Genomic DNA, 17,727 nt, shown 5'->3' on the forward strand with positions numbered 1-17,727 from the left:
CCCTCGGGGCTTTCATCGACTACCGCGCGCGCGATCCGCGCGTCTCTTCATCCGGCCGCACCGCGATGAGATCGTAAAGACCGGTTCCCTTCAATTTGGGGTCTTGTTTGACCGTGGAATGGAACCCATGTGTTTCGAGCAAGCCGCGAATCGAAGCGAGCCTCCCTCCGAAGTCGTGCACCTCGATGACGGCCTGTCGGATCAACGGCCAATGCTCCGATCGGATCCCGCGCAAGACGTCGAGCTCCGCCTTCTCGACGTCGATTTTGAGCAGATCGATGCTTTCGATCCGGTCTCGATCGATGATCGATGAAACCGTCGTCAACGTGCAATCGTACTGCTCCGGCGCGAACGTCTCGGAGAGCAAAAAGTCGGCGTCTTCGGGATCCATGCCCTCGTTGATCATATAGGCACGCGTCGTTCGCGCGTCCGCCTCGGGATCCGCGTACAAGCCCGACATACAGCTTTTGTTCGGATAGTGCGTCAGCTTGGCGGTGCCGGGCGAATCGGACAGGGCACACGAAAGCACGGTGGCCTCGATCCCCAATCGTGCAACATTTGCCGAGAGGACCTCGAACGCCCTGGGGTTGGGCTCGAAGGCGAAGATCTTCTTGCCCGGGTACTCCTTGTGAAAGAAGTACGTCGCCATGCCGATGTTCGCGCCGACGTCGAAGATGCACCCCGGTGCGTTTTGGTCGAGGCGCAATCCGTTGCCTGCGTAACATCTCCTCTCGAAGATTTCCTCGTACAAGAAGACGCACTCGCCTGCATGCAAATGAAACATGGTTGCGCCATCGGGTAGCTTGAATTCGAGCATTTTCCTTTTCATTTCGCACCAGCGGCGGCTATCCATCGTTACTCGAAGCCACGATGGCTCGAAAATCTTCAGCGAACGGCGGAGGGGCCAAAACGAAGTTTCTTCGGTATTTGCATGTTACGAGCTGAAGATAGCCGGCGAACCGATGGCAATTTGCGACAAATTCTGGCGAAGAACGCCAAACTACCCGTTTGCACGACGCCTCGCGGTCGCCGAACGCGTGTGCAAAAGTTGCGTGTGCGTCGCCCGCGAGGCGGTGGCGCGATCGTCACCTCGAACGTGGCCTCCGTGGTGCCTCGCCCAGGGGAACGGCGTATGAACGCCGTGTTCTCACCCCGGACGATCGAGGCTTCTCCCGCCGCGCTTACCGATACGAAACCACGTGTGCAATGGGATTTCACATCTTCGGGATTGTCATTTTCGGCGCGCTCGGAGCCGCGGTGCATATAGAATCGCGTGATGTCGATGCGCTCCTCCACCCGTTGCAATTCGTCTCGTTCTCGAAGAGCTTCGCGCTGGCTTCGCGTGCAAACGATGGCGGCCGCCGTCTGTGTGATCACGGGGGCCGTCTTTGCGGCGTCCGTCGGTTGCTCGGACGAGAAGAACACGAACATCGATTCGGCTGGAACGTTCGGCGCCGAGGTCTTCGTGACCGTGCGAGGGCCGGGGCGTGTGACCACGAATGGGCCGGGGATCGATTGCCCGGGGCAGTGCGCTGCAAAGCACGTCGTCGCGGCGCGCGGCGAGGAATCCGGCCTGAAGCTGAAAGCGATCCCCGAGCCCGGCGCAAGCTTTCGCGGATGGACATTCGAGACGACCGCGGTGTCCAGCGCGGGGCGCGGCCCTTCGAATTGCAATCCCATCACGCGCTCCGCCGAACCGTCGTCCGTTTCGGCGGGCCAGCTCGAAATCACGTTGCCGTTCGGCGAGACGACGGGGGCGCCGCCCGAGGGCCAGGAGAGCGCTTGCCAGCTCCATGCGAAGGTCCCTCTGGCTTATCGGCTCGTCGCCGAGTTCGGGCCTTCGGGCGGCCTGCCCGACGGCGGCGGCGACGGGAGCGCCGACGGTGGAACGCCCGAGATCGTCGATGGGATCGCCAATGTGAAGGGCGCCGACATAGGGATGTCGGGCACGACCCTCTATTTCCTGGCGACGGGCAGCGGCGGTCACTCGATCTGGATGATCGAGCAACCGAGCAAGCCCGCGCCGCCCAAACCCTACCTCCGTCCGGTGACCGGAGCGACCTCCTACACGATAACGCTCTTTCGGGTCGAGCCGCACGCCGGGCTCATTTTTCAATCGAATTTCGGACTCCAATACGGGACGACACACCTCGCGAACGCGCCGGCGTGCGATGGCATTGCGGTCGACGCGACCCGCACCGTGTACTGCCGCACCTCGGGCGGCTCGCTGGTCACCTGGCGGAACGGCTATTACAACGAGTCGCCGGTCACGCTTTATACGGGGCTTCCTGCCGGACGAGCTCTGGCCGTGGACTTGGACTCGAACAATCTGTACATCGGAATCACGACGGGGACGAATCATGCGATCGCCAGCGCGTCGCGCGCGGGCGACGGCGGCGCGATCGCGCTTTCGCCGCGGGTCGAGGGTCGCCCCTATGCTGCCAGCGGCCTTCAGGCGTTCGGGTTTCGTCTCTGGTGGGTGGAGTCGTCCGATCTCCTGTGGTTCTCCGTTTATGGTCCGCCGAAGACCATGGCGACGTCGCTCGGGCCGGCGGACAACGCGGCCGCTCGGACAGCGCCAAACATCATCGACGACAGCGGAAATGTCGATACCAATACGTACTGGATGGCGACCCCGACGACGATTTACTTCGCCTCGTACGACGGTACGACCCGTCCCCTCGTCCGCGATCAGGACATCGCGGGCATCGCCGCCGATTCCATCTACGTGTATTGGACACGTTCCACGGACGGGCTCATTCGCCGCTTTCCCCGGAGAGGATTCTGAGTCGGCGCGTTTGATTTGCGCGATTCGGATATTGCGATATCCCGCCTCCGGGCCAGACCTGCGCGGGCCGCCAACGACCCTGCCGATTCATGGATACACCATGTGCGCGGCCATTGCGAGACTGGTATGTCGGCGCGCGGTGGCTAGCTTCCACGCCTCACCAAGGAGGCGACCATGGGTGATTTCACCATTTTGTTCGGCCGGCCGCAGCGGGCACCGGACGCCGACGACCGCTTCGAGATCGAGGTTCTCGCGGCCGAGGAGCTAGGGATCGAATCGTTTGCCATCCCGCTCGACCGCATCGTCGATGGTGACGTGGAGCGGGCGTTGAGGGGCCTGCCGCGGCCCCGGGGACGCACATGGCTTTACCGTGGGTGGATGTTGAACGAGGAGGAGTACACGAGCTTGTACGAGGCCATGGGCGATCGCGGTGAGGAGCTGGTGGTCGATCCCGAGAGCTTCGCCGAGGCCACGTATGCGCCCAATTATCTTCCGCTCCTGGGTGAACGTACGGCCCCGGCGCGCTGGACGGAGGGTGAGAGCATCCAAGAGGCGTGGGAGGTCGCGCAGGAGCTCGGGCCGCCGCCGTGGGTCGTGAAGGATCACGTGAAGTCGGCAAAGGAAGCGTGGCACCGCGCGTGTTTCGTCCCAGAGGGCGCGGACTTCGATGACTTCGCGGCCGTTTGCGAGAAGCTCCTCGAGCTGCGCGGCGAGCGCTTCGAGCGCGGGTTCGTGGTGAAGAAATACCTCGAGCTCGCGACCCATCCGGGTTGGACCCCCGAGCGGCGTCGGGTCACCGACGAGCATCGTTTGGTCTTCTGGGACGGACGTCTGGTGGCGCATGCTCCGTATTACGACGTGGACGCCGAGCTCCCATCGCCGGAACGATTCGCGTACCTGGGTCGAATCGTGGCCTCGCCGTTCTTCACGGCCGACGTGGCCCGCCTCGCCGGCGGCGGTTACACCATCCTCGAGCTCAACGATGGCGGCTGTTCCACATTGCCCGAGCAAATGGATCCGCGCGACGTTTATCGTGCCATGCTCGGTTGAAGACCGGGGCGGACGACCTCCGCATCCGCGCCCGCGGCCTGGTGCAGGCCCGGACGACCGGATGAGCGGACCTCGAGACGTCCGGACCCGCGAGCAGCGGTGCCGCGGCCGGGTGCGCGCACGGACCCGAAATCATGATTCGGCAAAGTACGATACGCGCCATATCACATCGTGAATCGAATCGATCAGTGGGCCTGGATTGCCATTTTAATTTGGGCAAATGCGGTATTGCGGCCATGGGAGTATGTTACGTTTGGAACTCGACCAAGGTGCAAATGCAATCGATATCATCGAATTTTACACGACAACGTTGCCTGGCCATTTTTGCCGCCCTGAGCGGTCTCCTCGGGTGTGGGGCGTCCAAAGCATCGGACGAACCCGACCCGGCGTCTTCCGTGCCCGATTCTGCCGACGTGCGCGCGGCCCGCGATGCGGGCCCGGCGATCGGGCGAGACGACACCCGAGCCGCGAGCACGAACTCGCTCGGTCAATTGTACCTCGATTGGGACGAGAGGTCGCTCATTACCCAGCACGCTGGCGCGTATTCGTGGGAGGTCCTCCAGAGCTACATGCGCGACCACATCGATCTCGCGCAGCTGAAGGCGAACAACCCCAATATGCGCCTCTTCATGTACTTCGAAACGGCGGGTGCGTACGACGAGACGCCCGACGCGACATGGCCCTCGGGGATGCCGTATCAGTGGGTGAAGGCGAATCATCCGGATTGGATCCTCAAGGATGGGGCAGGGAAGGACATCACGTTTTGGAATGGATCCCTGCACCTGTACGACGTTGGAAATCCAGCGTACCAAGACGAGTGGGCCAAGCGCGCCGTCGACTATGCCCGCAGCGGCGGCTTTCATGGTGTGTTCGGCGACGACGTGAACATGGGTGAGAGCTTCCTCACGTCCTGGTCGGGGACATCGTCCAAGTACGCGAGCAACATTGCGTGGACGCGCGCCGTCGAGTCGTTTCTGGAGCGCGTCTCGCCCAAGCTGAAGTCGGCCGGCATAACGTTCATGCCCAACGTGGCCTCGCTCTACGACTCCGATCGCGCGACGCAGGTGCGCTGGGCGAAGCTCGCCGGAGCCTATGCGCGCGAGCACTATCAATCGTGGTCGGCCGACACGGAGCTCCTCGGCGGGGCCATGTGGGCATGGATGGCCTCCTTGCATCGCGACATCGTCGCAGCCGGTATTCCGTTTTATGCGTTCCCGCACGGAGGCGGCGCACAGGCCACCGACAAGATGCGCTACACGCGCGCTTCGTTCCTGCTTTGGCACGAGTCGTCGGTGGGGGGAGGCTTCGCTTACTCGACCGGCGGCGGGCCTCAAACCGGACGAGATCCGTACAATTCGGCGTGGACCTTCGACTTGGGGGCGCCCAAGGGTGCTGCCGTCGAGCAGCCCAAGGGCGTATGGACGCGATCCTTTGCCCAAGGGAAGGTCGTGGTGGATTCGAACACCAAGAAGGCCACGATCCGGTAGAGCGGCGAGCGGTGCTGGCTCGATGTCGACGGTGACCTCGGCGCCTGGCGGGATGTCCATGGTGGACCTCGGAGCCTGGCGGGATGTCGACTCGAGCCGGCGCCCTCCTCACCTTTGCGCGGCGTGGCCATTCCCTGTGGTGCGCCGCGCACAGGCTTGAAAAAGTCACACCCCGCCGCCGAATGATTTCGCGGTGGAATGGCTCCGTGTCTTCGCACCGGGCGATGGCCCGCCAATTGCGATGTGTCGTCACGTGGGCAAATTCGGACTTGGCCTCCTCGTCTTCGTGTCTCTCGCGGTCACCGCCCGCTCCGCGCAGGGCGCCGGCGCGGCCATTGGCGCCGAGCCCACGCACGTGCGCATCGCGATCGCGCCGGGGGCCGATCGCACGACGCGTTGGTACTCCATCTCCGCCGGCGCCGTGTCGCAGCCATTTTCATGGGTGATCCCCGTCGGGCACGAGGCCGCCGTCGACACCGTGTCGGATGCTTGGATTGAATCGCTCGATACCGTCACGGCGCCGCGCATCGTCTCGGCGTGTGGCGGCAACGCCATCGAGACCGTGCCCAGCGCCGAAAAGCTGCGCGCGTCCGAGGCGGCGCCCGCGGTGAGCATTTTGACGACCGGCGCGGAGCTGGATGCCAAGCTTGGAAATACGTCGGTGCCGGCGCAGACGCGCGCCGAGCTTCATCGCCTGCTCGCCGCGTCGTACGATCTGGCGTGGATCCATGGCATGGGCCCGTCGCTCCCCACGATCCGTGTGGTCGATCGCGATCCCCGGCTGATTGTTCCGATGTCGCTCATGCGCTCGTCGCGCGCGGTCGACGTCACCGCCTTCGTCATCGGCGGCCAGCGCGCCACCATGGGGGCGGCCGTCGCGGCGCCTACGACGATTCATTGGTATGGCTCCCGCTCGGATTATCTACTTCAACGCGACGAGCTCCTCGCGCGGGCGCCGCCGGGCAGCTTCATCACCGAGAGCGCCATCGCCTCGGCGGTGGTCGAAGAACAGCGGATCAGCCCCCACCGGGTGCAATCGCTGGTGAGCGACTATTTCGAGCGCGCCCGCCAATACGGCGATGGGACCGCATCCGCGGCGTCCTGCACGCAATCCGCGACCGCCGCGGCGGAGACGGTGGCACCCGCTCTCTGCGCGCCCGCCTTGCTCGCAGGCGCGCCCGTCGAGCCGTGCACCCCGTCGAGCCCCTTGGCGTGCGGCGCCACCAGCCACGATGTGGCGCTCGCGGTCTCCTCGTATCGGCCCAAATCCGTATGGCTCACGCGCTTGGTGGGGCGCACGGCCGGAGGCGCTGTGTCGCCCGATTTGGCTCTCTCGTTTACCGACGATCCCGCGGTCCCGATTTTGCGCGTGGGCACGGCTTTCTGCAACGGCGGTGGATCGGGCGGCGGTGGCGGATCGGGCACGTCGGGCGGCAGCAAGCAAAACCCGCCTTCGTATGGATCGAACGAAGGGGGTTGCGGTGGATCCACGGCGCCCTCGCGCAGGAGCTCGAGCGACTCGAGCACGAGCGCGTCCAGCAGCCAGAGCAGCGAGAGCTGCGGCCGCGACGATCGGCCCCGAAGCTCCGAGCCCACCGACGACGATTGCGATTCGGACGAACCCGGTAAACAAGACGATTCGGACGACTCCTGCGACTCCGACGATCCCGGTCGCGAAGACGATGACGACGGCGGGGGTTGCAGCTCCGACAGCTCCGATAAGAAGAAGTCCAAAAAGACGTCGCGCCGGAGTCCGATATCGCGCATCTTGCTCGCGGTCGCGACCTTCATTTTGCCCTTACGGCGCTGGGGCCGCCGTTCGCCCGAGCGCGCAAACGATGGTTGAGCATCGTGAAACGATTTCGGCTCGAGCTGGACGGGTATTTCCAAACGAGACTGGACGGTATTTCCAAACGGGACGTGGCATATCGACACGATGGGCGGGGGCGTCTCGTTGCAGGCGATGCGAAGGCAGGCGATCCGCGTCACGCTGCAAAACGCGCCCGTCCTATGTCGCGAACGCGCCCCTGCGGCATGGCGAACCTACGGCATGGTGAAGCGCGGCTGGACCTTGCGAGGGCGCCGGTATGCAAAGCGCGCCCCATGCGACAGGGTGGGGCGCGCCGGTTGCACTGCAAACCATGATGAACGCGAACCGATCCATCGAGCACCCCGAGCAAGCTCGGGAGCTCGCCACGCAACTTCGCATCGACAGCCTTCGCTGCTCGACGGCGGCGAAGTCCGGCCACCCGACCTCGAGCCTGTCGGCGGCCGATCTCATGGCCGTTCTCCTCTGCGGCCATCTTCATTGGGATACGGCGCACCCGGACAATCCGAACAACGACCACCTCATCTTCTCCAAGGGACATGCCTCACCCTTGCTCTACGCGATGCTCCGAGCCATCGGGGTCCTCTCGGAGGCCGAGCTCCTCTCGTACCGGCGGCTGGGCAGCCGGCTGCAGGGCCACCCCGTGCCGGTGCTCCCGGGGGTCGACGTCGCCACGGGATCGTTGGGGCAAGGATTGCCCATCGCGGTCGGCCTCGCCCTGTCTGCAAAGCGCCTGGAAAAGCGCCCCTACCGCGTTTGGGTCCTCGTGGGCGATAGCGAGATGTCCGAGGGCTCGATGTGGGAAGCTCTCGATCACGCGCGTCACGCCCGACTCGGGAATGTGACGGCCATCCTCGATATGAATCGATTGGGGCAGCGCGGCGAAACGCCGCTCGGCTGGGACTCGGCCGCCTATACGGCCCGGGCGCGCGCGTTCGGCTGGCGCGCCGTCGAGGTCGACGGACACGATGTATCCGCCATTTCGCGCGCCTACGACGAGGCCGTGCGCGATCCCGATGTACCGGCGCTGATCGTCGCAAAGACCATCAAAGGCAAAGGCGTTCCGTTCCTCGAGAACGAAGACGGCTGGCACGGCAAAGCCCTGGACCACGAGCAGGCGGCCAAAGCGATCGCCGACTTGGGCGGGCCGCGTTCGCTCGCCCTTTCGCTGGCGGCCCCTCCTCCGGTGGATCGGGCCGCGCGCGTGGCCCCCGCCAAAGCCGTTCAATTGCCCAGCTACGAGCGCGCCAAGCCGGTGGCGACCCGAAAAGCGTACGGGGAGGCGCTCGCGGCGCTGGGCGATGCCCGGGGGGATATCGTGGCCTTGGATGGAGAGGTGAGCAATTCCACGTTCGCCGAGGACTTCGCCAAGGCGCACCCCGAGCGGTATTTCGAAATGTACATTTCCGAGCAGCAGATGATCGCGGCGGCCTTGGGCCTCGGTGTGCGCGGACACGTCCCGTTTGCCTCGTCCTTTGCGGCGTTCCTCACGCGTGCGTTCGACTTCATTCGCATGGCCGCCGTCTCCCGGGCCGATATGAAGCTCTGCGGCTCGCACGCAGGGGTCTCCATCGGCGAAGACGGTCCTTCGCAGATGGGGCTCGAGGATCTGGCCATGATGCGCGCCGTGCATGGCAGCACCGTTCTCTATCCTTGTTGCGCCAACCAAACGGCGAAGCTGGTGGCGGCCATGGCCGAGACCCGAGGCATCGTGTACCTCCGCACCACCCGCGAAAAGACGGCCGTTCTCTACGATCCTTCCGAGAGCTTCGCGCCAGGCGGCAGCAAGATCCTGCGCCAATCGCCGGACGATCGCGTGGTCATCTTTGCGGCGGGCATCACGGTGCACGGAGCGCTTCGAGCGCACGACGAGCTCGCGTCGCAGGGGATCGCGGCGCGCGTGGTCGATATGTACTCCATCAAGCCCATCGACGCGAGGACCGTGCGTGAATCGATCCGCGAGGCGCACGGAAATGCCCTCATCGTGGAAGATCATTGGGCCGAGGGAGGTCTCGGCGACGCCATTCGCGCCTGCTTGGGGGAGGCGCCCGACGAGCCGCTCGCCGTTCGATGGAGACACCTTGCCGTTCGTGAAATGCCGACTTCGGGTACCCCGGCGGAGCTCCTTCATGCGGCGGGCATCGACGCAGAGGCCATCGTGCGCGCGGCCGTGGAGCTCGTCTCTCAGCCGGGGGCCGACGGCAAGACCGACGCGCGCGCGCGAGGTTGCTACGTGTGCGGCCGTCCGGCAGCTTGGAAAATCGCCGTGGCGGGGGAGGATGAGCGACCGACGGAGGAAAATGCGTGCGAAGTGCACGCACGTGGCCATGTCCGCCGCGAGCCGCTCCTCACCGATCCGGAAGCGCCCCGAAAAAATGGCTCGTCGCTGCGCACGCACTGATCCGAGGCGCCGCGAGCGCGGGGGCGCTGCGAGCGCCGGGGCGCCGCCACGAAGGGAGCCGCGCCCCGGCGGCCGGCTCCCTCCCGCACGTCCTCGTAGCGGAGATTCAAATGCAACGCATCGTCATCGCGCGCCCGAAGGGTGCAAGCAGAGCGCGCTGGTTCGGCAGGCGGTGATGCGCTCGAGCTTATCGAGGGGATCGTTGCAGTTTTCGGCCTTGATGGCCGCCACGCACGCGTCGAGCTCCTTGGGCGCCACGCCGGCGGGGCAGTCGGCGGCGTTGAGATCGTCCCTCATGTCCGCACGGATCTTCTGGGCGCATACGCCGGTGGTGGCATAAGCCTTTTCCGTGCCGATGTTGTTGCAGGTGGCCTCGCGCGCGCACCGGGCGTCGGCAATGCGACCTACGGCGGTGGCGTTCGCGACGGATGGCACATTGGCTCCCGTCACCGTGGTCGTGCCCGGCGAATGCTCCGGGGAGCGCTCTCGGTCGCACCCGACCAGAGCCATGCAACATGCGAACGGTACCGCGTAGCGGGTGAAGCTGCTCATGAATCACCTCCGTTTTTCAGTGGGTTTCCGCGCGGTGCATACGCCACCGCTTGTTCCTCCGCTGAAAGAACGGGCTGCGAGATGCGTGCCGATCCGCACTCCGCTTCAGTAACGGCGCTGCCACACCCCATCCACGATGGATGTCCCGCGATCCCCAAAGGTGGTCTCCAATGTCCAATTGCGTTTGACCCGCCAGCCAATGATCAAAAAGTTGCGGTCGGGCCTGTCGAGCGGCGGGATACCCAGCGCGCGACCCAGCTTCACCGAGAGGCTGCGCGACAATTGGAACTCGAGCTCCGGCCGCGGGTTGGCCGATTGCGTCGTATCGATGTGCGCGGTGATGCGATCGGTCCCCGCGAGATCCTCGATGGCCTTGTTGGCCCCTTGCGCTACATACGCTCCGCCCATCCCCACGGCGCGGACCGTTCCATCGGGCTGGCGCTGAGGGTAAGGGGTCGATTGCGAGCCTTCGGCCGTGCCAAACATCAGCAGCGCCATGATTTCATTCTTGGGCCGGGGCGGCTCCGAGCGCAGATTCACCTTGCCCGTCTCGAGCGGGCCGACGAAATCGGCATACACCAAGGTGCCGTCGGGCGCGTTCCAGCGCGCGGTCACCACCAGCTCGGGATTGCTCGGCTCCCCCACGAAGGTCACCGTGCCGTGCTCGATTTCCAGCTTCTTTCCCTGCAGCTCGATAAATCCGCCCGTGAGACGAAGCTGGCCCGACATCTCCGTTTTCTCCCCCACTTGAATCTTGGGGTTGCCGGTGACACCCACTTTGACGTCCGTGGAGCGTCGAATCTCCACGTCGCCGAGGTGGACATCGATGTTGAGAATGGGCGGCGGCTCCTTCGGTTGGTCTTCGTTGCCCAGGTTCTCGTAATCTTCTTGATCGAGCGCCAGCCGGGTCAGCTTGTCGCGCTCCCGTTCGACCCCGACTCGGATATCGTCCCGCGCCTCGAGATCTTGGACCGAGTTTCCCCCGGTCGGGGGGAGCTTCGTGTGGAAGCTCGGAATGTCCACGGTCATGGTCTTGTCGCGACCGTTGGGCGCCGTTTTCAAGGCGACGCGCACATCGCCGAAGACCGTGCCCACGGGTTGCCCCTGCAAGGCAAAGGGCATGGCCTCGCGCTCGGAGATATGCACCTTGCCCGACGCTTCCACCAGCGACAAGCCCGCCAGCTTGGCCTCCGCGTTGGCCGACACTTTTCCCTCGGTCCCGCGGGCAACGACGTCGTCCACGCGCACCCGCCCGTCCTCGCTCAAGCGAACGGTGGCCCGCACCCCGTGCAGCTCTTCGCCCAGGGCGGGGATGTTGACGACGCCATGACGAAAGGCCACGCTGCCACTCAGCTTGGCGTCGCGCGTTCGCGGATCCAGCTTGGCCTGCGCGCGGGCATCGAGGTACCCGTCCAGATCGGCCACCGCGCCCGCGAGGAAGGGCTCCAAGGCCGCCGCGCGAAAGTGACGCGCGGAGACGGACGCCTCGAGGGGCTGCGTTGGATCGAGCTCGGGCGCCACCCGAGCACCCCATTGGGCGCCGGCGCGTGCGCGCGCCTCCAAAAATCCGTCGTCCTGATCCAAGCGAACCACCGCCTCCGCCGGCGCATTTCCACCGGCGCTCGCTTGGATGAAGCCGCCCTTGTACTTGGCCTCGCCCACCATGAGACGCTCGACGTCGATGCGTGCGCGGGCCTTGGCGTCTTGGTGCAGGCCGTCGACGGTGATCTCGCCATGGATCCGTCCGCGGATGGGCATGGCGGAGAGCGGGGCCAGGATCTCCAGCGGAAAGCTGCTCAACTTCGCGCGCAGGTTGGCGTCCCAAGGCAGCTCGCGGCCCGGCGCCGGGTGGATCAGATCCTCGATGGCGACCTTGGCATGGGCTTCGGCCGCCAAGAGCTCGCCGGCCGGCGGCGCCTTGGGACCCGCGCCGCGCAGCGCCTGCATGCGCACGGAGGCGTCGGCGCGCTGGCCGTCGTAGGTCGCGAGCAGATCGGTGCTCGTGGCTTGGACCAGCGGGGAGGATGAGCCTTGGCCGTCTTGGTCGTCGCGCAGGTTGGCCGCCAGCTGCACCCGCGGCGCGGTGGCGCGGCCCGCGGCGGTGAGATCGAGCTCGAGCGCGCCCGGCATCCCCGCCGTTTGCAGCACCGCGGGGAGCTCGGACAGCTTGCGCCGCGGCACCGACAGGCGCGCTTCGAAGGGGGCCTTCTCCAGCTCGGCCGCCGCCCGCCCTTTGTCGGGATCGGTCCATAGCTCGTTGTACGGGATATCGGCCTTCATATCGAAGTTGGCGAGCAGGCCGTGCTTATCGGTCAAACGCGCCGTCACCTCCGCGTGCCCGCTGGTCGCGTCGACCCGCACATTGAAACCGGCGTCCACATCGTTGCTGCGCCAGGGCGGCGGTGCGAGCACGCGGGTGCTGCCCACGGGGGGCGGCTCTTCGGGCGCGGGCCCGGTGAGGACGAGCCCGCGCGTTTGCGTCGAGAGGGCCACCTCGGGGGCCACCTTTGCCGAGTCGCGGCGGAGGGTTCCCTCCAGGGACAAAAAGCCCTTCACCTCGCCGAAGGGGAGGGCGCGCGGAGGGAGCAGCGACGCGATCTTCTCCAGATCGAGCTCGCCCTCGATGGCGGCCCGCCCGATGGCGTTCGTCCACGCAGCCGGGTCGAGCGGCCCCTTGGCCGAGCCCAGCTTCACCCCCGAGCTTTGCAAGGACAGATGGCCCGCCTCCGCCAAATCGGCCCGCAGCGCCACCGCCAGATCCTCGTCGTCGAGCGTCGCCACCAGCTCCATGTTTCCATTTCGAAGCTTGGAGACCGTGGCCTCGCGCAACCCCAGCTCCACCTTGCCCGTGCTGGCCCCCTTCGCGAGGTTGGCATCGATGGCAAAGGCGAGCGTCCCGTGGCTCACCTGATCTTGCACCTCGAGGAACCGCGCCACCTTCGCGAGATCGAGCCCGTCCGTTTTCGCGTGCACGGTGAGCCCGCGCGCCGTCTTGACGAACGACGCGTTCGCGGGCGCCCCGAGCCCATCGATCACCAGACCATCGACCTTCAATGCGCCGTGCGCCGCCGCCACCTTGGCCACGCGCGCATCCAGGGTGACCCCTTGGCGCACCAGCGATACCCTTGCGCCCTCGACGGCCATGTTGGCCACATCGAGACGGGCGCCGGCGCGCACGTCGTGGAAGGCATACTCGCCGGCCACCACGTCGGTCGCCTGCACCGTGGCGCCGACCATGGGCGCGGACAACGCCCCCGTGGCGCGCGCCCGAATCGCGGCGCGCGCTACCTTGGCGGTGTCGCCGTAGACGACGTTCGTGGCGTTTGCTTCGAGGCGCGCATCCAGCCTCGCGCCCTCCACGTCCACCGTGCCGGTCGCCCGCAACACGGCGGCGCCCGTCACCGGTAAATTTTGCCCGCTCATCGCCTCGAGGCGGGGGATGCGCTCTAGGGCCGGCACCTTCGAGGACACCGAAAAATCGACGCGGTGCCGATCGCCTATTTGCTGCATGGTCGCTTCGAGCGCGACGGGCGCCCCGCGCTCCGCGATGGTCCCCTCGACCCGCGCGCTCGCCTCGGTGAACTTTCCGCGCAGCTGCGCGGCGGGCACCGGGTTCGTTCCCACCGAGCCCGGCGCCAGCGCAAAGGTGTACGTGCCGGAGAGCGCCCCCGCGGGTCCGATGTTCACCTCGATGTCGCTCGCGGCCGCGAGCCGGGAGGCCGGCGCCGTCTCCGAAAAGGCGCGAATGTCCACGTCGTGCGCATCGATGTGCGCCACGATATGCGTCTTGTCCGGATCGAGGCCGATCGTGGCGGCGACGTCCACCGCGCCGCGGCCCGCGTGCAAGGCCGCGGTGGCCTTCAAGCTCGGCATGTCCCCGTGGACCTCCGCGTGCGCGGCAAAGGGCTCGCGCAAGGGCGAGGGGGAGGGATCGAACAGGGGACGCAGCCGCTCCGCCTCCGCCTGCGGCACGTCGAGCACCGCGTCGAGCCGGTCGCCGTTCATCGTTGCCCGAGCAACGGCTGGAACGCCGCCCACGTCGCCGCCGAACCGGCCCGTGAGATCCACGCCCTTTCCGCCCGCCGACGGGGTGACCAGATGAAACTCCGCCTCCCCGTGCGGATCGAGGTGGTTCGGCATGCCGCGGCCCGTGAGCTGGGCGCGGTCCAAATCGACCCGCGTCTCCTTGGGGGCCACGAGCACGCGCACCCCCAGACCATCGGCGTCCACGTCGAGCGCGGGCGCGCCGGCCATGGTGCCGTGGACCCAGCCATGGGTGAGGACGATGCGCGGGAACGATAGACGCAGACCGCGCGCCGTGGGGTCCTCGGGCGCGGGGGGCGAGGTGTCCTTCGACTCCAAGGCGCGAAGGAGGCGCATGGTGTGCTCGGGGCTCTGGTCTTCGTCGACATTGACGTCCAGATAGGCGACGTCCACCGCGCGCACGGCGACGTCGATATCGCCTTTGCCAAAGAGCGCCGATTTGGCCACCGCGATGGCCGAGAGCTCGGCGCTTACGTCGTCGGCGTACAGCACCTGCGTGCCGTTCGGATCGGTGATGCGCACGCGCACCCCGCGCACCCCATCGAGCCCCAGATGCGCCACGTTCTCGATGGCGATTCGGCCTTTGAAGGTGCTGGCCAGCAGCGCGTTGAGCTGCGACGCGGCGACGCGGCGCGTAGCCGGGCGGTCGAGGTGAAGCAGGATTCCGGCGCAGGTGGCGCCGGCCAAGGTAACCGTGGTCCCCACCACCTTGCCGATCACCCCGAGGACCCGGCGCGCGCGGCTTCGAGGTTTGGCCGATTTGGCCGATTGGACGGTCGCGCGGTGCCGCATTTTAGAATGCCTCTCCAAGGCCGAAGGCAATGGCAATTGGAATGCCGAAGAGATCCGACGGCACTTTTTCGTCGCGGGTGCGGCCGCCCAGCACTTGAAGTCCCGGGATTCGGTAGCCGATATCCAAGCGAATGGGCCCCACAGGGGTGTCGTAACGTGCGCCGGCGCCGCACGACAGGTGCAGGTGCGCGAGGCGAATGTCCACGGTGTTCGGCGATACGTCACTCATGTCACAGAAGACGGCCCCAGCCAGCGGACCGTGGATGGTGAACCGCAGCTCGTTCTGAAACTCCCAGAGCGTAAAGCCGCCCACGGGAATGGTGCAGTTCGGATCGAGCGAACCGGGGGCGCACGCGCTCGCCACTTGCGCGGCGGCGGTCTCGGGGTTGAGAAAGGGGACGAACGCGTGCGGGCTCACCCCGCGAAACGGATAGCCGCGGTTGGAGGTGGCGCCGCCCGAGAAGAACCCGCGAAAGAACATGATTTGAAGATCGCGCGTGCGATCGGCGTCGGAGAGGCTGCGCGAGGGATCGCGCACGGCGTCGCCGTAGTTGTAGGGGAATAGAAAGCCGACCGACAAGCGGGTGACGAACGAGCCCTTGGCCGCGACCGGGATGTACGTGCGAATCTCGGGTTGAATCCGGACGTCCCGAACATTGCCTCCGAGGCCGGCTACTTGCAAATCGTTGCCGAGGAAGATCCCTTTGCGCGGGTGCACGGAGTCATCGCGAAAATCGAGCTGGGTCAGGAGCTCGGGGTAGCTCACGACCACCGTGGAGAGGGTGGGGTCGCGGGCGCCCTGGTACATGAACGGTACGTCGATTTGCACGTTGTGGCTCAGGGCGACATAGAGCTTCCAAAGGGTGCGATCGACGCCGGTCGCGCCGCGAAACTCGGCATACCCCAAGACCGGATCCTTGGTCTCTGCGCTGGGGTTCAGGAGCACCGGAAAGACATTGAACTCGGGGCGAATGAACCCCGTGGTGCGCGCCTCCAAGAAGCCTGGCTGCCGCAGCTCCGCCCGGAGCTTCTCCTCGGGAAAGAAGCGCTCGGGCAGCACCAGGTGGTTGATGCGGGTCGGATAGAAGACCAGCCCCGGTTTGAGCTCGACCTGAAAGCTGCGCAGCCCGCCGAGGAAGTTTTTGCTCTCCCACCCGACGAGCCCGTGGATATCGGTTCGCAATTGGTCGAATTCGAACCCTCCGCCCAGCCGCACGGTGCGCAGCCGCGAGGGCTCGACCTTCACGGTCACGGGCACGATTTCCTGGGCGGGGTTCTGCAAATCGGGTTTCATTTCCACCGACGCAAAGACGCCCAAATCCAAAATGGCTTGTTGCGCGCTGTCGAGCTCCGCCTCGGAGTACGGGGTGCCCTCCTTCAAGTTCATGGCGCGCCGCACGGGTGCCTCGGGCAGATCGCGCAAGCCTTCGATGGTCACCTTGCCGAAGCGCGCGGGGTTCTCGGGGGTCGCCCCGAGGACGATCTTGACCGTGTGGCGCACCAGATCGACGGCGGCGCCGCGGGTCACCTTGGCATAGGCGTAGCCGCGATCGCTGAGCGCGCGCCGCACGTCGCCCTCGGCCGCGGTGAGATCGTCCTCGGCGAACGGGGCGCCGTGCTTCAAACGATCCCGGGCGGCGCGCGCGGCGGCCTCGCGGATGGGGGGCGGGATGGTTTCGAGCCCGGTCACCGTCACCCGCTCGATCCGCACGGGCGGTCCCTCTTCGACCACCACCTCGACCCGCACGTGCCCCTCGCTGGTCCGCAGCACCCGGCCCGCGGTGGCACGCGCTTCGTAATAGCCTTTTGCGCGGTAGAAGCGCTCGACCCGCGCGAGATCGCGCTGCAAGACGAAGCGGTCGAGGATCTCGTAATCGAAGACCACGCCTCGAAAGAGCATGAGAAATTTGGGGCTCGCGTTGGTGGCGAGCTTGCCCGTAATGTCGGATTCATCGAGCTCGTGCGCGCCGCGAACGCTCACGTCGTCCACGGCCATGCGCCCTTTCGGGACGCTCGCGCAGCCGGCCAGCAGGATCAGCATCAGCGCGACGCGTAGGATGGCCACGAGGCGCAGGGCGGGCACGAGGCGCACGGCGGACACGATCGGCGTGACCAAGGTGGCGAAAAGACATCTCAAGCGAAGGACCGCAGCCATGGGTACAAAGCAACCGGAGGGCCATCCGTACACCTCGGCACGCCTCCTGCTGCGCGCAGGTGCATGCGCGAACGATGCACGCATGGGGGAGAGGGCGCAGGGCTCGTGGTCCTGCGCCTGTTCCTGCTCATGTTCCTCGCGGGGGTATCCGTTGCATGCGGGTATGCGAGGCATCCGCGCCCGCCGTACGTTCGGCAAACGTCCGAAGCGTTGGTCGAAGTTCCTTATCCGCCGCCGCCGGCCAAGGTGGAGTTCATCCCCGATTCGCCGCGCGAGGGTGCGGTGTGGATCGACGGCGAATGGGCGTGGCATGCGCGCCGTTGGGCATGGCGCAGCGGGCGCTGGGTGATCCCCGCGTCGGGCACCGCGTTCTCACCGCGCGCGGTGATTCGAAATGGGGCAGGGACCTTGTTCGCCGCCGAAGGACGCTGGCGCGATGTCCAATCGGGAAATGAGGTGCCGGCGCCCCCCGCGCTCGCCCTGGCCAAAGCGAGCCCCGGCGAGGTGGTCGATCCCGAGGGCGATTCCACGACCACGGGGCAAGATCTCGCGCCCCAAGGTGCCGATGCCGGCGCACCTACACCCGTGGATCCGCCGCCCGGCGACCCTCGAGCCCGGTGATGCCGCGCG

General features: G+C 66.4%; 10 protein-coding genes. 6 read left to right on the top strand and 4 right to left on the bottom strand.

Annotation, left to right across the window (positions count from 1 at the left end; all coding sequences use genetic code 11):
* Positions 1–19: 19 nt before the first annotated feature.
* A complete protein-coding gene (locus LZC94_15750; protein ID WXB18678.1) occupies positions 20–784 on the bottom strand; it encodes an FkbM family methyltransferase in 765 nt (254 codons plus the stop codon).
* 567 nt (positions 785–1,351) lie between these two features.
* Here LZC94_15750 and LZC94_15755 point away from each other — a divergent pair.
* The 5 genes from LZC94_15755 (at position 1,352) to LZC94_15775 (ending at position 9,554) form a co-directional block, all read left to right on the top strand.
* The gene (locus LZC94_15755) at positions 1,352–2,788 is read left to right on the top strand and encodes a hypothetical protein (protein WXB18679.1); all 1,437 of its coding nucleotides are present in this window, start codon (positions 1,352–1,354) and stop codon (positions 2,786–2,788) included.
* 174 nt (positions 2,789–2,962) lie between these two features.
* Positions 2,963–3,838 carry an ATP-grasp domain-containing protein gene (locus LZC94_15760; protein ID WXB18680.1) on the top strand — a complete coding sequence of 292 codons (876 nt, stop codon included), beginning with the start codon at positions 2,963–2,965 and terminating at the stop codon, positions 3,836–3,838.
* Positions 3,839–4,233: 395 nt separating this feature from the next.
* On the top strand, positions 4,234–5,325 hold the full coding sequence (locus tag LZC94_15765) for a putative glycoside hydrolase family 15 protein (GenBank protein WXB18681.1): 1,092 nt from the start codon (positions 4,234–4,236) through the stop codon (positions 5,323–5,325).
* A gap of 253 nt (positions 5,326–5,578) precedes the next feature.
* Positions 5,579–7,171, top strand: coding sequence for a hypothetical protein (locus LZC94_15770; GenBank protein ID WXB18682.1), 1,593 nt, complete (start codon positions 5,579–5,581; stop codon positions 7,169–7,171).
* Between the two features lie 295 nt (positions 7,172–7,466).
* Positions 7,467–9,554 carry a transketolase gene (locus LZC94_15775; protein WXB18683.1) on the top strand — a complete coding sequence of 696 codons (2,088 nt, stop codon included), beginning with the start codon at positions 7,467–7,469 and terminating at the stop codon, positions 9,552–9,554.
* Positions 9,555–9,677: 123 nt separating this feature from the next.
* Here the strand turns inward: LZC94_15775 and LZC94_15780 are convergent, their stop codons facing one another.
* From LZC94_15780 to LZC94_15790, 3 genes are all read right to left on the bottom strand, one after another.
* Positions 9,678–10,106, bottom strand: a complete 429-nt coding sequence (locus LZC94_15780) for a DUF6184 family natural product biosynthesis lipoprotein (GenBank protein WXB18684.1) — start codon at positions 10,104–10,106, stop codon at positions 9,678–9,680.
* A gap of 105 nt (positions 10,107–10,211) precedes the next feature.
* Positions 10,212–14,942: a translocation/assembly module TamB gene (locus LZC94_15785; GenBank protein WXB18685.1), complete on the bottom strand. Its 4,731-nt coding sequence runs from the start codon at positions 14,940–14,942 to the stop codon at positions 10,212–10,214.
* A 1-nt stretch (position 14,943) separates the two neighbouring features.
* Complete coding sequence (locus LZC94_15790) at positions 14,944–17,079, bottom strand: BamA/TamA family outer membrane protein (GenBank protein WXB18686.1); 2,136 nt, start codon at positions 17,077–17,079, stop codon at positions 14,944–14,946.
* Between the two features lie 81 nt (positions 17,080–17,160).
* On the opposite strand from LZC94_15790, the gene LZC94_15795 reads away from it, so the two are divergent.
* Positions 17,161–17,718: a YXWGXW repeat-containing protein gene (locus tag LZC94_15795; protein ID WXB18687.1), complete on the top strand. Its 558-nt coding sequence runs from the start codon at positions 17,161–17,163 to the stop codon at positions 17,716–17,718.
* Positions 17,719–17,727: the final 9 nt, after the last annotated feature.

This window comes from Sorangiineae bacterium MSr11954, from assembly GCA_037157815.1.
GTDB lineage: Bacteria > Myxococcota_A > Polyangia > Polyangiales > Polyangiaceae > Pendulispora > Pendulispora albinea.

What these genes read in the sequence shown, in the direction of transcription:
- LZC94_15750 (WXB18678.1), bottom strand. Translation starts at nt 784, where the DNA reads ATGTTTCATTTGCATGCAGGCGAGTGCGTCTTCTTGTACGAGGAAATC.
- LZC94_15755 (WXB18679.1), top strand. Translation starts at nt 1,352, where the DNA reads ATGGCGGCCGCCGTCTGTGTGATCACGGGGGCCGTCTTTGCGGCGTCC.
- LZC94_15760 (WXB18680.1), top strand. Translation starts at nt 2,963, where the DNA reads ATGGGTGATTTCACCATTTTGTTCGGCCGGCCGCAGCGGGCACCGGAC.
- LZC94_15775 (WXB18683.1), top strand. Translation starts at nt 7,467, where the DNA reads ATGATGAACGCGAACCGATCCATCGAGCACCCCGAGCAAGCTCGGGAG.
- LZC94_15780 (WXB18684.1), bottom strand. Translation starts at nt 10,106, where the DNA reads ATGAGCAGCTTCACCCGCTACGCGGTACCGTTCGCATGTTGCATGGCT.
- LZC94_15785 (WXB18685.1), bottom strand. Translation starts at nt 14,942, where the DNA reads ATGCGGCACCGCGCGACCGTCCAATCGGCCAAATCGGCCAAACCTCGA.
- LZC94_15795 (WXB18687.1), top strand. Translation starts at nt 17,161, where the DNA reads ATGCGCGAACGATGCACGCATGGGGGAGAGGGCGCAGGGCTCGTGGTC.